Raw genomic sequence first — 13,940 nt, 5'->3', positions numbered from 1 at the left:
TCCGCGCCGACGACGGCGGGGGCTTCACCGAACCAGTTTCCGGATCCGGTCGGCGATCTCGGCCGCGGCCAGGACGTCCGGGAAGTGCGCGAGGTACGCCGCGCCCGGGTCGAGCAGGTAGGTCAGGGCGGTGTGCGGCACCGCGTACCCCTCCGGGTCCTCGGGATCCGCTCCGCGGCCGGCGAAGATGCGGAAGGCGGCGCGGGCCGCCTCCGCTGCTTCCGGGCTCCCGGTGAGCCCCAGGAACCGCGGGTAGGTCCGTTCGAGGAACGCGCGCAGGACGTCCGGGGTGTCGCGTTCCGGGTCGACCGAGATGTACAGCGGCTGAATCCGGTCGGCCAGCGGCCCGAGGTCGTCGAGCACCGTGCTCAGCAGGCCGAGCACGCGGGGGCAGACGGCACGGCAGTGGGTGAAGCCGAAGAAGACCAGCTGGTGGCGACCCGGGAAGTCCTGCTCGGTGACCTCGCGACCGTGGTGGTCGACCAGGGTGTAGCGCGGCCGGACGGGGTGGTGGGTGACGCTCATGCCTTGCTCCAGACCAGCTCGAGGTCGACGCGGCCACGCAGTTCGAGCGAGATCCGCACCCCGTCGTCGACACGCCTCGGCTCAAGCCGCTGCCCTTCCGCCGTCGGCTCGACCCCGGCTTCGCCGCCTCGGGCGACCGTGCGGCCGTCGACCGTCAACGCCCAGGCACCCCGGTCCCAGACCCGCGAGATCGTCAGGTCCGTCGCCGCCGCCGGCCGGCCGTGCATCGGGCTCACGCTCAGCTGCAGGCAGCGGGTGTCTTCGTGGTACCAGGCGCGCCGGACGTCGACCTCCCTGCCCACCTCGGTGAGCGCGGGACGGGAACGCTCGCGGTCGGTCCAGGGGCGTTCGAACAGCGTCCGCAAGCCGTCGGCGACGTTGAGGCGGGCATAGGGGAAGGTGGCGTTGCTGACCGTGGGGATGACGGAGACGAAGTGCCCGGCCTCGTCATAGGTCTCGTCCCGGCGCGGGTAGTAGAGCCCGCCGTTCTCCCACTGCGGGTTCAGGTACGTGTCCGCGTGGCCGAGGATCCCGTCGGCGACTTCGCGGTCGCCCATCTCCGAGGCCCAGGCCGCGAGCCAGCCGATCTCCCCGAGCGTGCCGGGCGCGACCAGGTCCTCACTGCCGGGGATGCGCGAGAAGCCGCGGACGGCGATGCGCCCGCCGCTGCCCCGATCGAGCCAGTGCTCGATCTTGTCCCGGTAAGTGCGCCGCACGAGCTCGGGCCGCCACATGTTCAGCAGCATGCCGAGCCACCCGTCGGTCCACGCGGTGTCGTGGTCGACCAGGACGTCTTGCGGCAGCAGCTCGTTCTGCTGGACCACGTAACTCGCGAAGTGGCCGTTCTCGTTGAGCCCGCCGCCGAACTGTTCCCACGCCCGGAGATAGCCCTGGGTCACCTCGGCCGCGAGGTCGCCGCCGTAGAGGTGGTCGTGGAGCCGGAAACCCAGAATGGGGACCTGGTTGCAGACCTGGAACACGCAGAAGGGTTCGCAGGCCACCCCGAGGTACCCGTTTTCCACCATGTTCCAGTAGATCCGCTCGTTCAGGCTCCGCTGGTCGTACTCGAAGCGCTCGTGGCGGTCCTTGCCCCACAGGACCGGCCGCAGGGCGAACGACAGCGAACCGGGCTGCTCGTAGGTCCGATCGTCGAACAGCATGGTGTACATCAGGGTCATGACCTGCAGGTAAGCGCTGTACATGATGTTGTCCACCGCGACCGGATCGGCGCGGCTCGGCAGGCGGGGCAGCGCGAACGGTCCGTAGCCCCCCTGGGTGCTGGTGTCCCGCCAGTACGACCAGACGTCGGGTTCGAGCATCTTGCGGATGAGCCGGTCGAGCTGCCCCCGGAAAACCCCGGGGGCGGCGGGCAGCTGGTGGTAGTGCGCGAGCGCCATCGCGAGGCTCATGTAGCCGAGCTGGTAACGGTAGGCGCTGAAGTCCTCCTGGAAGGGCAGCGGCCCCGCCATGTGCCGCCAGTCCCCGCGCGGAAGCCGCGACAGGTTGTCGATGTGCCGGATGTGCCCCACTTGTGCGTCCGACAGCAGCGGAGCCGGCCCGGCGTTGCGCTGCTGCCGGGTCCTGGGGCCGCTCTCGATCGTGTTCGTCATTGCAGGCTCCTGCCAGATCGGCGCCCCGGGAAGCAAAAAAGAGAATGTGATTGCACATTCGACTTTAAGGCGAGTGGCGTTCGGTTTGCAACCGCTCATGGCGAGGTCATGGAATTCGAATTGTGTCAACCGCCGCGGGGCGTTCTTTTGAAGCCCCCGAACTTCGTCGACATCTGTCGCGTCCACCAGGCGGGTGGTGCCGTCATTTGTCGATCGCGTTCCGGGCACGGCCAGGGCAGAGTGGTTCCACCCCGACCGTCCGAACCGGACCAGCCCCACGGAGGACGCGATGACCGACGCGCAGCTGCCTTATCCCGCGGCGCGAATCGTCGACACCCGAGACACCGTCGCGGGTATCAGTTTTCCGGATCCCTACCGCTGGCTCGAAGACGATTCGGCCGAGACGGCGGCGTGGCAGGAGGCGCAGAACTCCCTCACCGACGCTTTTCTCGGGCAGTGGCCGCACCTGGACGCCCTCCGGTCCTCGGTCGACGAGCACGTCGCGGACGGCACCGGCTCACCCAACTGGCTGGTCGACCCGACACCGAAGTTCGCCGGCGGCCGCTGGTTCCGGCTCGCCCGCACCCCCGGCCCCGGCTATCCGGACAGCGCCGTCCTCGTGGTCTCGGACGGTCCGGACGGCCCAGGGCGGGTCCTGTACGACCCGGTCCGGGACGGCGGCAGGCCGATCTCCTGGTTCGTCCCCTCGCCGGACGGGCGGATCGCGCTGTTCGCGGTCAACCAGGGTGGTTCCGACCTCGGGCAGATCCGGCTGCTGGACGTGGAAACCGGCGACGAGCTGCCGGAGCGGCTTCCGCAGCTGACGATGGGCCCGATGATCACCCCGCAGTGGCTGCCGGACAGCTCCGGTTTCTTCTACACCGCGGGTGACCTGTCGGCGGAGTCGTTCGCCTTCCGGGTCTACTTCCACACGATCGGCGCGGAACCGCCGGCCGAGCCGGAGCCGGTCACCGGCGCCGAAGGCCCGACGGTCCAGGTCGCCGCCGACGGCAAGCACGCCGTGCTGACGAGCGTCTGGCCGCTCCCGCGGTACGTGTGCGACCTGCCGGAGCGGAACTGGCGCCCGTTCGTGCCGGACCTCGACGCGTCCGTGGCCGGTGTCATCGACGGGGACCGCTACGTCGCGGTCACCAACCACCGGGCGCCCCGCGGGCGGATCGTGGCGATCGGGTTCGACGACCCGGACCCGGCCGCGTGGCGGGAACTCGTCGGGGAGTCACAGCGGGTGCTGAGCCACGTCCGGCTGGTCGGCGGCCGCCTGGTCGTCACGGGATCGGTCGACACCGAGGCCCGCGCCTGGGTGTTCGACCGGGACGGACGGGAGCTCGAGGAGGTGCCGCTGCCCGGCCGGGGAGCCCTGCCGGTCGACGTCATGCCGAACGCCGCACTGGTGGCCGAGAGCCACCCCGACGAGTTCGTGTTCCCGTTCTCGACCCCGGTTTCCTCGCCGGGCCTCTACCGCTACCGGTGGGGTTCCGGGCAGGTCGACACCCTGCGCGAGCCGCGGGTGCGCCTGGCCGGTGCGACGTCGACCCTGCGCTGGGCCCGTTCCGCGGACGGGACCGAGGTGCCGTACCACCTCGTCCTGCCCGAGGGTGCCGACGGAACGCGTCCACTGCCCACGCTCGTCACCGCGTACGGCGGCGGCCGGGTCTCCTGGCCGGCGCAGTACCCCGGCCCCGTCGCGGCGTTCGTCGCGGCCGGCGGCGCACTGGCCATCTCCCACCAGCGCGGCGGAAGCGACCTCGGCACCGGCTGGGCCGACGCCGGACGCCTCCGCGGCAAGCAGAACAGCCTTGACGACCTCTACGCGATCGCCGAACACCTCGTCGCCACCGGTGCCACGACGACCGGCCGGCTCGCCATGACCGGCTGGAGCAACGGCGGCTTCCTGGCGGGCAACGCCTTCACCCAACGCCCGGACCTCTGGGCGGCGGTCGTGCCGCAATGCCCGCCGCTGGACGTCATCGGCGCCCACCGCCTGCCCTACGGCAAGTTCGCCCTCAGCGCGGAGTACGGCGACCTCGATGATCCCGGCGAGGTCGCCCGCCTCGCCAAGATGTCGCCGTACCACCTCGTCGACGAGACAGTCGCTTACCCGGCGCTCTACATCCACGCGGGCGGCGCGGACGTCGCCTGCCCGCCCGGCCCGACCCGCAAGTTCGTCGCGCGCGTGCAAGCCGCCGAAGCCACCACCGCGCCGGTGCTGCTGCGCGTCTGGGACGACGTCGGACACGGCACGGCCAGCAACCGGTCGGAAGCCGTCACCCACGCGACGCATTGGCTCGCCTTCCTCATGCAGCGCCTGGGGATGACCCCAGCCGGCCTGCGCCACCCCGGCGCCGCACACCCAGGAGACCCCGCATGACCGAACCCCTCGCGACCATCGACTTCCTGACCCACAGCAAAGTGCACGTCGCGGCCGGTGCGGCGGCGATCTGGCCGCACATCGTCGACCTCGACGGCTGGCGCCGGGGCCAGCTCCTGGTGCGCCTCGGCGGTGCGGAAGGCTCTGTGGGACAACGGTTCTACGCGGCCTCGCCCGAGGCACCCGACGTCGCGCTCTACCACGTCGAGAACGCCGAGCTGATCCTGGAGCAGCGCCGCACGATCCGTCTCGACGCGCTGGACGGCACGTTCATGGGTTTCGCGACGTGGGAGCTGACCCCGGCCGGCGACGGGACGGTGGTCGCCTACGACGTCTACACCCGCGGTCCGATGCTGCCGCCCGGGCAATCGGCGGAAGACGTGCTCGCCTGGGCCCAGCAGGTGATGGCCGAGGGGCTGGCGCGGCTCAAGGCGTTCGTCGAGGGGAAAGACCTGGAACCCGAAGTCGCCTGACGCCGGCCTTCACCCCTTGGCCCCTACTGCGGTTCGGACGCACCTGCTTCGAGCCTCGCGAGGTCGCGCACCGCGTAACGGTGGTGCTCCGCTTCTTCCTTCAGCACGACTTTGAGGCAGCGGCGCACGACGTACTCCTGCTCGGGATACATGTCCGCCGGCTTGCGGCCGCACACCCGGTCGAGCTCGGCCGCGGTGAGCCCGCCGACCACACGCCGCATCGCGGCCATGCGGGCGCGCCGCGGTTCCAGGACTTCGTCGAGCGTCGGGGTGGCTTCGAGGGTGAGGCCGAGCTTCGCCGCCTCCTCGGCCGGCGTCCCTCCGGCGGGGAAACCCAATGGGTGGTAGGGCGCTTCCTCCTCGAGCACGGCGTTGCCGAGCCAGGCATCGCAGGCGAACAGCAGATGCCGTTGCGTCTCGACGAACGACCACTCGCCGTCGACCTGCTCGTGCAGTGTGGCCTCGGGCAGCAGTTTCGCCCGGTCGAGCGTCGCGCCCCACAGGGTCTCGATCGCGTCCCAAGCAGCCCGGTAGTCCTCGGGCGAAGCCGCTTCCCGCGCCAGCGCCCGTGCGGGGTGCCGACGGTCGAGCTCGGCCTCGACGTAGGCGGTGACGTCGACGTCGTTGACGACGAGGCGCTCGAAATAGCCACCGAGGTAGACGTCGCTGCCGTAGCAGTCGACGATCTTCAGACCGTTCACCTCGCAATCGCGGATCTCGAGACCCGCGAGGTCGCACAGGTGGATACGAGCACCGCGGAATCGGTCGCTCTGGACGTATTCGGAAACCATCGAAGCAGTCTCGCGCACCCGTCCCGCCCGCGCCACGTTCGCCCTAGGACGGACGGAGCAGGTTGGTGGTGAGGAAACCGTTGATGAGGCGCTCGGTCTCCGGCCCGTTCTCGGGTAGTTCGGCTCCGTGGGCCTGGGGCAAGCGCCGCACCGTCACGGTGACGCCCTCGTCGACCAGGCGCCGGGCGTACGCGCTGCCCTCGTCGCGCAAGAGGTCGTAGTCGCCGAGGATGACCAGCGTGGGCGGCAGGCCGCGGAGGCTGGGTGCGTGCATGGGGGAGGCGTAGGGGTTGTGGGCGTCGGCCGGTGAGGCGAGGTACATGTCCCACATCTCCAGCGCGTTCTGCCGGGTCATCACGTAGCCCTCGGCGAAGCGATGCATCGAGCCGGTGTTGCAGCCGCTGTCGGTCGCCGGGATGGTGAGCACCTGTGCGGAAAGCGGGGGGCCGCCGCGGTCGCGGCTCATCAGGGCCACCGCCGCGGTCAGGGCGCCGCCGGCGCTGCCGCCGCCCACCGCCAGGCGGGCCGGGTCGACGCCGAGGTGCTCGGCGTTGGCCGCCACCCAGTTCAGGGCCGCGTAGCAGTCCTCGACCGGGAGCGGGAACTTGTGGTCCGGCGCCATCCGGTAGTCGACGTCGATGACGACGACGCCCAGCTCGCGGGCGCGTGCGCCGTGCACCGCGGCGTTGCCCCGCAACACGTCGAGCCCGCCGCCGACCCAGAAGCCTCCGCCGTGGAAGTGGAGGTACGCCGGTGCCGCGCGCACGCCGATGGGCCGGTGGACGATCGCGTTGATCGCGCCGGCCGAGCAGTCGCCGCAGCCGGCCCAGCCGCATTCGCCGGTGACCGGGATGCGGACCTCGGTCACGTCGACGCCCGCGCCGGCGGACGGTCTTCCCGCGGCCTCGCTCATCCGCGCCTGCTGCCGCGCGCGCTCCCGTGTGACGTCGGCGAACCACGCGTCCCGGGCGGCGGGGTCGGCGGGCGGGTGGCGGACGGTGGGGGCCGGCATGTCGGCCAGGTGCGGGGTGATCTGCTCGATGATCTCGCGAAGTCGTGGCTCCACAACGAAAGTCATGGACGCGAACGTTAGGCGCCGCGCCCTCGAATGTCTACACCGGACTGGAATTCGGGGCTAGGGAACACTGATGCCCCGCAAGACGATCCGAAGGGCCCGGTCCGCCTGTCCGCGTCGCTCGTCGGGGGTGGTGTCGGCCCGGGACCCCACGGTCACGACCACGCCGCTGACGAGGGAGATGACGTCCTCGGCGTCGACGTCCTCCCGGACGGCCGCGGCCTCCTTCGCCCGGTCGAGCAACTCGCTCAGCGCCTCGGCGACGAGCTTGCGCCCGCGCTCCGCGTTGCCCGCGGCGTCGCTTTGCTGCAGGCCTTGGGACATCAGCTGGATGAGCACGCCTTGGGATTCCAGGCCCAGCGCCACGAACGAACCGAGCCACTGGGTCAGGGTCTCCCACGGCTCGCCGGTGCCGGCGAGCGCGTGGGCCTGCTCGGCGATCCTGGCGGTGCGGTCGCCGTACACCCGCTCGAACAGGTGCATGCGGCTGGGGAAGTGGCGGTAGAGCGTGGCCGGTCCGACGCCGGCCTCCTTCGCCACCTCTTCCAGCGCGACCCCCGGTCCCACGCTCTCGATGAGGCGCTCGGCGGCGGCCACGATCTGCTCGATGCTCCGCTGCGCGTCCGCCCGCATCCGGCGGCGCGGTGCGGGCGACGCCGCTTCCTCGGTTGCCAAAGGAACTTCCTCCCTCTTGCGGATGTCAGTGAGGCTAGCTTACGATGTCGACTAGCTGAGAGTTGACTCTCAGTTAAGCGCCTTCAAGGAGGAAGGAGCCACGTCCCTGCGTAGTCCGAAGTGGACACTTCGGCCGCGGGGTTTCGCCGAGACCACGAGTCCGGCACGTGACGGGCCGCAGCGCGGTGCCCGAGCGTCGTTTCTGTTGCCGCCTTCCACGCGGCTCTCCTTTCTGCACGCCGAAAACCCTTCCGGATGAGGAGAAGACTGTGTCCTACGTCAGTGCTCTCGGCTACATCGGGGTCGGTGCCCGGGACCTCGACGCGTGGCAGGAGTTCGCCACCGAGATCCTGGGCCTGCACGTCACGCGGGCCGAGGACGCCGAGAACGTCGATACGCTGTTCCTGCGCATGGACGCCCGCCACCACCGCATCGCCGTGCGCGCCGGCGAAGACGAGCTGAGCTACGCCGGGTGGGAAGTCGCCGACGAGGCGGACTTCGAAGCCCAGGTCCGCGCGCTGGAGTCGGCCGGGGTGGCCGTCAAGGAGAACCCCGGGCTCGCCGAGGTCCGCGGGGTCCGCCGGCTCGTCCAGTTCGAGGACCCGGCGGGCTTCCGGCTGGAACTCTTCTTCGGCGCCGCGACCGTCGCCGATCCGTTCGTCTCGCCCACGGGCGTCCGCTTCGTCACCCAGGATCCCCACGGCAGGGACCTGGGCCTGGGCCACATCGTGCTCGCGGCGCCGGACACGGACAAGATGATCGACTTCTACCTGAACACCCTGGGGTTCAAGGTCAGCGACTTCATCACCTTCAAGCCGCTGGTCCTCACCTTCACGCACGTCAACCCGCGCCACCACTCGCTCGCCTTCGGCCCGGCGCCCGAGGGAACCAAGCCGTTCATGGACCACTTCATGCTCGAGGTCGACGACATCGACGGCGTCGGCCGTGCCCTCGACCGGGTGCTGGCCCGCGAAATCTCCCTGACCGCCAGCCTGGGCCGGCACACCAACGACGGAATGCTGTCGTTCTACATGAAATCCCCTTCGGGCATCGGCGTCGAGTACGGCACCGACGGGAAGCTGATCGACGACGACGTCTGGACCATCACCAACTGGGACGCGGCCCAGTTCTGGGGACACGACCGCGGCCACACGCACTGAAGGACGGCGAGCATGGCAGAGACGAAAGTGGCGGACCAGCTCGATTCCCTGGTCTCGCTGGAGCGCGGCGAAATCGACCGCCGCATCTTCAGCGACCCGGAGATCTTCGACCTGGAGATGAAGCACATCTTCGGCCGGGCCTGGCTGTTCCTGTGCCACGAGAGCCAGATCCCCCGGCGGGGCGACTTCTTCGAAGCGCCCATGGGGACCGACAACGTCCTCGTCGTCCGGCAGAAGGACGGCGGCATCAAGGCGTTCCTCAACACCTGCTCCCACCGGGGCAACGCCGTCTGCCGCGCGGAAGAGGGCAACGTCCGCAACTTCATGTGCACCTACCACGGCTGGACTTTCGGCCTCGACGGCGAACTCGTGGGTGTCCCTGGCTCTTCCCTGTTCTATAAGGACAAGCTGGACCGCTCGAAACACCCGCTGCGGAAGGTGGCCCAGCTGGAGAGCTACCGGGGATTCGTCTTCGCGACGTTCGACGAGACGGCCCCGCCGCTGCCGGAGTATCTGGGCGCCACGGGCCGGCTCGGCCTCGACCTGCTCGCCGAGCGCGGCGACATGGAGGTCATCCCGGGCATCCAGAAGTTCACGGTCAAGACGAACTGGAAGTTCACGGTCGACAACGTCTTCGACTACTACCACCCGCAGATCACCCACATGTCCGCCTTCGCGCTGGGCCTCATCCCCGCCCCGCCCGACAACTACATGGAGGGCGGCGCGAAGAGCGAGACCGGCGCGAACCTGGAGGTTCCCTTCCTGCCCACGGACCTGCACAACGTGGTGATGGTGGGCGAGTACGGCCACGCGATCTCCGGCCCGGACCAGGACGCACTCGAAGTCAGCACCGGCGTGGAGCCCTTCGCCTGGCGTCACAACGACGAAACGCAGGCGAGGCTGGGCCGGCACGGCAGCCGGGTGGCCGGGCACCCGCACATCTTCCCGACGACCTGGGTGACCGCCGGCGGGCAGCTGAGCCTGCGCGTCCCGCGCGAACCGGGCGTCACCGAGATCTGGTGGTTTTCCTTCCGCGACAAGAACGCCTCCCCCGAGGAGAACGCCGCGCTGCTCAGCTCCCACATCCACTTCTTCGGCCCGGCCGGGTTGCTGGAACAGGAGGACGGCGAGAACTGGGCGCAGTCGACCCTGCAGACCAAGGGGCTGCACAGCCGCGAGGTCCCGCAGCTGCTGAAGATGGGGCTCGGCACCTCCGAGGTCGTCAAGGACGACGGGCTGGCGATCATCGACGCGCCGATCAACGAACACGCCCAGCTGTGGACCTACCACTCGTGGCGTGAATGGCTGCGCAACCCGACGTGGGAGGAACTGCGCGAGCGGACCGTCCCGCACGACCGTTTCTGACCGACACCTCGCGAGGGAATTCCGGATGACCACCGAAACCGCGGAGCAGGCGCGACTGACTGCCGTGCTTCTGCAGCACGAAGTCGAGCAGTTCTACTACCACGAGTCGGCACTGCTCGACGCGCACCGGTACGAGGACTGGGTTTTCCTGTTCACCGAGGACACCCACTACTTCATGCCGCTGCGGCGCACCGTCACCCGGCGGCAGCTGCACCTCGAGTTCACCAAACCCGGAGAAATGGCGTTCTTCGACGAGGACAAGAACTACCTCGAGATCAGGGCCCGGAAGTTCGCCACCGGCACGTCGTGGGCGGAAGACCCGCCTTCGCGGACCCGGCACCTGATCACGAACGTGCGCATCGGGGAGAAGTCCGGCGACGAGCTGCAGGTGCACAGCAATTTCCTGCTCTACCGGACCCGCCTGAAGAACGACCTCGACCAGTGGGTCGGGCGGCGTGAGGACACCCTGAGGCGCACCGAGGCGGGCCTGGCCATCGCCAAGCGCCACATCTTCCTCGACCAGACGGTCCTCCAGTCGGCGAACCTCAGCAGCTTCTTCTGACCGCCGGCCGATCCCGGAACCCCGAACACAGAAGGAAAGTCAGCCGAACCATGCCCTGGATACGCGCTTGTTCCGCCGGCGAGCTGGACGACGGCGACGCCGTTCAACTCCCCACCACCCCTCCGATCGCGGTCTTCCACGTCGACGGCGCGTTCTACGCGCTGGACGACACCTGCACGCACGGGCAGTCCTCGCTGTCCGACGGCTACGTGGACGGCACGCAGGTCGAATGCGCCTGGCACTTCGCGAAGTTCGACCTGAAGAGCGGAGCCGCGCTGACGCCGCCGGCGAACGTGCCGCTGTGCACGTACCAGGTGCGGGTCGAGAGCGACGAGGTCCTGGTCGAGCTCCCGGACCGCGGGTGAGGACCCCGAGGTGACCAGGTCGAGCTGCGTCATCGTCGGTGCGAGCGCGGCCGGGGTGTCCGCCGCCGTCCGGATGCGGCGGCTGGACTACCCCGGAACCATCACGCTCGTCGACGCCGATCCGCGCCTGCCGTACGAACGGCCGCCGCTGTCCAAGGCGCTCCTGGACGCGGAGACCGCCGGACTGGTGCCCATCCAGCCGGCGGAAACCTACCGGGACCTCGACATCGACCTGCGTCTCGGCGCGCGTGCCGTCGAGGTCGACCCGGCACGGCTGACCGTCCGGCTCGGCGACGGGGACGTCCTGAAGTCCGGGCGCCTCGTCCTGGCGACCGGTGTCCGCCCGCGGAAGCTCACGGTGAAGGGCGCCGACGCGGCCAACGTGCTGTCGCTGCGCGATGCCGCCGACGCCGGACGCATCGGCGCCCACCTGGGCCGCGGCGGCCCGCTGGTCATCGTGGGCGGTGGCTTCATCGGGCTCGAACTCGCGGCGGTCGCCGTGGACCGTGGCATCGAGGTCACCGTGGTCGAAGCGCAACCCCACCCGCTCGCGCACGTCCTCGGACCGGACGTGGCCGCGCTCGTGACCGGCCTGCACCGCGAACACGGTGTCCGGCTGCTGTCCGGCGTCACCGTCGCCGAGTTCCTCGGCCCGGCGGGCCGGGTGGACGAGATCCGGCTCTCCGACGGGCGACGTCTGCCGGCCGCGGCGGTCGTGGTCGGCGTCGGTGTGGAACCGCGCCACGAGCTGGCCCGATCGGCCCGCATCGACACCGATGACCACGGCATCCCCGTCAACGAGTTCGGGCAGACCAGCCGCGCCTGGATCTACGCCACGGGCGACGTCGCCAGCCAGTTCCACCCGGACCTGCCGCGGCGCGGGCGGATCGAGCACTGGGACGCCGCGCTGCGGCACGGCGCGGCGGTGGGCTCGACCCTGGCCGGCGAACCGGTCCGCTACACCGACCCGCCCTACGCGTGGTCGGACCAGTACGGCGCGACGCTGCAGCTCGTCGGGCGGGCGCGGCCCACCGACGAACTGGTGCTGCGCGAGGGCGCGGCCCCGGGCCGGTTCCTCGCGTTCTGGCTGCGGCACGGCCGCATCGGCGCGGTCGCCGGGATGGGCGCCTCCCGGGAGATCGGCGTCGTCAAGCGGCTGATGGCCGCGGGAGTCCCGATCGGCAGCGAGCAGCTGGCCCGCTCCGGCACGAACCTGCGCACGCTCCTGAAAGCGCGTCCCACCTTGCCCGGCTCGCGCCGGGCCAACCAGCAGATTGGCGAGTTGTGACTGCACCGTCTCCGGAACTGACCCACGAATCGACCTACCGGCTCGTCGACACCGCCGACTACCGGATCCAGGTCAACGAGGCAGGCGAGGGGCATCCGCTCCTGTTGATCCACGGCACCGGCCCGGGCGCCACCGGGTGGTCGAACTTCGAGCCGAACATCCGTGAACTCGCCGCGTCCTTCCACTGCGTCGCCGTGACGATGCCCGGCTGGGGGGACTCCAGCCCCCAGGACCTGAAGACCGGGCGCGACCAGGGCCGGGCCGTGCTCCAGCTGATGGACGCGATGGGCATCGACCGCGCCGCCGTCGTCGGCAACTCCATGGGCGGCGCGATCGGGATGGTCTTGGCGACCGAGCACCCGGAGCGGGTCTCGAAGCTGATCATGATGGGGTCCGGGATCTGGGGCGTGAACGTCATGGCTCCCAGCGGGCTGTCCGAGGGGATGCAGTGCATCTTCAACGCCTACGAAGACCCTTCGCCGGAGAACTTCCAGAAGCTCGTCCGGACGATGTGCTTCGACCCCTCGTTCGCGACCCGTGAACTCGCCGAGGAGCGGTCGCGCACCGCGCTGAGCAAGCCCGAACACCTGCGGAACTGGCTCGACCTCATGCGCAGCGGTGCGGGCGGGACCGGGTTCCTGCAAGCGGGGCAGAAGATGGCCGAGTCCGAGGTGCCCACCCTGCTGGTGCACGGGCGGGACGACCGCACCGCGCACTACGAGATGTCGCTGCGCGCCCACGCCATGATCCCGGACTCCCGCCTGCTGATGTTCAACCGGTGCGGCCACTGGGCGCAGCTCGAGCACGCGGCGGAGTTCAACGCCGCGGTGAAGCACTTCCTGGAGCGTGTCTAGTGCCCGGCCGGCTCGCGGGGCTCTCCGCCCTCGTGACCGGTGGCGGTTCCGGCCTCGGCCGCGCCGTCGTCGACCGGTACCTCGCCGAGGGCGCCCGCGTGACCGTGCTCGAGCGGTCCGAAGAGAAACTGCACGACCTCGCGGCCGCGCACGGTGACCGCGTCCGGGGTGTGCACGGCGACGTCACCTCCGGCCGCGACAACGAAACCGCGGTCGAGGCCGCCGTCTCCGCCTTCGGCGGCCTCGACACCTTCGTGGGCAACGCGGGGCTGTGGGACTTCAACCGGCCGCTGCTCGACCTGCCGATGGCCGAGCTCGAAAGCGGGTTCCGCGAGCTCTTCGACGTCAACGTCAAGGGGTACGTCGTCGGCGCCCGCGCCGCGGCCGGAGCCCTGGCGGACCGGGGCGGATCCATGATCTTCACCCTGTCGAACGCGGCGCTGTACCCCGGTGGCGGGGGAGTCCTGTACACCGCTTCGAAGCACGCGGGGGTGGGGGTCGTTTCCCAGCTGGCCTACGAGCTGGCCCCGCGGGTCCGGGTCAACGCGGTCGCGCCGGGCGGCATGGCGACGGACCTGCGGGGACCGGCCGCACTGGGGCTGGGGGACCGGGCCATCAGCGACGTGCTGCCCGCGGCGGAGCAGTTGCGCCGGTACTCCGCGCTCGACGTGTCGGCGACCGCGGAGGACTACGTCGGCCCCTACGTGCTGTTGGCCGCCCGCGGCGAATCCCGGACGGTGACCGGGACGGTCTTCGACGCCAGTCACGTCGGGACCCCACGCCGTCCCGGCGCGGGTCGTTGACCGCA

General features: G+C 70.4%; 14 protein-coding genes. 9 read left to right on the top strand and 5 right to left on the bottom strand.

Features of this window, described 5'->3' with window-relative positions; all coding sequences use genetic code 11:
• Window positions 1-24 precede the first annotated feature (24 nt).
• A complete protein-coding gene (locus tag SD460_RS44790) occupies window positions 25-525 on the bottom strand; it encodes an SCO family protein (RefSeq protein WP_290051914.1) in 501 nt (166 codons plus the stop codon).
• Window positions 522-2,135 carry a linalool dehydratase/isomerase domain-containing protein gene (locus SD460_RS44785; RefSeq protein ID WP_290051916.1) on the bottom strand — a complete coding sequence of 538 codons (1,614 nt, stop codon included), beginning with the start codon at window positions 2,133-2,135 and terminating at the stop codon, window positions 522-524. Before SD460_RS44785 ends, SD460_RS44790 begins: the two co-directional genes overlap by 4 nt.
• A 289-nt stretch (window positions 2,136-2,424) precedes the next feature.
• Between SD460_RS44785 and SD460_RS44780 the strand changes: the two genes are divergently transcribed.
• Together SD460_RS44780 and SD460_RS44775 are read left to right on the top strand one after the other, a co-directional pair.
• Window positions 2,425-4,524, top strand: coding sequence for a prolyl oligopeptidase family serine peptidase (locus SD460_RS44780; protein ID WP_318307718.1), 2,100 nt, complete (start codon window positions 2,425-2,427; stop codon window positions 4,522-4,524).
• Window positions 4,521-4,997 carry an SRPBCC family protein gene (locus SD460_RS44775; RefSeq protein WP_290051920.1) on the top strand — a complete coding sequence of 159 codons (477 nt, stop codon included), beginning with the start codon at window positions 4,521-4,523 and terminating at the stop codon, window positions 4,995-4,997. The genes SD460_RS44780 and SD460_RS44775 overlap by 4 nt, the downstream gene beginning before the upstream one ends.
• A 23-nt stretch (window positions 4,998-5,020) precedes the next feature.
• Here the strand turns inward: SD460_RS44775 and SD460_RS44770 are convergent, their stop codons facing one another.
• The 3 genes from SD460_RS44770 to SD460_RS44760 are packed head-to-tail and all read right to left on the bottom strand — an operon-like array spanning window position 5,021 to window position 7,538.
• Window positions 5,021-5,788 carry a DinB family protein gene (locus SD460_RS44770; protein ID WP_290051921.1) on the bottom strand — a complete coding sequence of 256 codons (768 nt, stop codon included), beginning with the start codon at window positions 5,786-5,788 and terminating at the stop codon, window positions 5,021-5,023.
• Window positions 5,789-5,831: 43 nt separating this feature from the next.
• Window positions 5,832-6,866 (bottom strand): alpha/beta hydrolase, encoded by a 1,035-nt coding sequence (locus tag SD460_RS44765; RefSeq protein WP_290051922.1) that lies wholly within the window; start codon window positions 6,864-6,866, stop codon window positions 5,832-5,834.
• 57 nt (window positions 6,867-6,923) lie between these two features.
• Window positions 6,924-7,538, bottom strand: coding sequence for a TetR/AcrR family transcriptional regulator (locus SD460_RS44760; RefSeq protein ID WP_290051923.1), 615 nt, complete (start codon window positions 7,536-7,538; stop codon window positions 6,924-6,926).
• Between the two features lie 269 nt (window positions 7,539-7,807).
• Between SD460_RS44760 and SD460_RS44755 the strand changes: the two genes are divergently transcribed.
• Genes SD460_RS44755 through hcaB form a run of 7 tightly spaced genes read left to right on the top strand, consistent with a single transcriptional unit; the run spans window position 7,808 to window position 13,935 of the window.
• On the top strand, window positions 7,808-8,698 hold the full coding sequence (locus tag SD460_RS44755; RefSeq protein ID WP_290051925.1) for a VOC family protein: 891 nt from the start codon (window positions 7,808-7,810) through the stop codon (window positions 8,696-8,698).
• A 12-nt stretch (window positions 8,699-8,710) separates the two neighbouring features.
• On the top strand, window positions 8,711-10,063 hold the full coding sequence (locus SD460_RS44750; protein WP_290051927.1) for an aromatic ring-hydroxylating oxygenase subunit alpha: 1,353 nt from the start codon (window positions 8,711-8,713) through the stop codon (window positions 10,061-10,063).
• 25 nt (window positions 10,064-10,088) lie between these two features.
• Window positions 10,089-10,625, top strand: coding sequence for an aromatic-ring-hydroxylating dioxygenase subunit beta (locus SD460_RS44745; RefSeq protein ID WP_290051928.1), 537 nt, complete (start codon window positions 10,089-10,091; stop codon window positions 10,623-10,625).
• Between the two features lie 50 nt (window positions 10,626-10,675).
• Window positions 10,676-10,990: a bifunctional 3-phenylpropionate/cinnamic acid dioxygenase ferredoxin subunit gene (locus tag SD460_RS44740; protein WP_290051930.1), complete on the top strand. Its 315-nt coding sequence runs from the start codon at window positions 10,676-10,678 to the stop codon at window positions 10,988-10,990.
• 10 nt (window positions 10,991-11,000) lie between these two features.
• Window positions 11,001-12,278, top strand: coding sequence for an NAD(P)/FAD-dependent oxidoreductase (locus tag SD460_RS44735; protein WP_290051932.1), 1,278 nt, complete (start codon window positions 11,001-11,003; stop codon window positions 12,276-12,278).
• Entirely contained in the window at window positions 12,275-13,132 is an 858-nt protein-coding gene (locus SD460_RS44730) for an alpha/beta fold hydrolase (RefSeq protein ID WP_290051933.1), read from the top strand. Before SD460_RS44735 ends, SD460_RS44730 begins: the two co-directional genes overlap by 4 nt.
• Window positions 13,132-13,935, top strand: coding sequence for a 3-(cis-5,6-dihydroxycyclohexa-1,3-dien-1-yl)propanoate dehydrogenase (gene hcaB / locus SD460_RS44725; RefSeq protein ID WP_290051934.1), 804 nt, complete (start codon window positions 13,132-13,134; stop codon window positions 13,933-13,935). The genes SD460_RS44730 and hcaB overlap by 1 nt, the downstream gene beginning before the upstream one ends.
• Window positions 13,936-13,940: the final 5 nt, after the last annotated feature.

Source organism: Amycolatopsis solani, assembly GCF_033441515.1.
In the GTDB taxonomy this organism is placed as follows: Bacteria; Actinomycetota; Actinomycetes; order Mycobacteriales; family Pseudonocardiaceae; genus Amycolatopsis; species Amycolatopsis solani.
The sequence above is the reverse complement of the archived record's forward strand: the minus strand, read 5'-3'. Positions and strand labels throughout refer to the sequence as shown.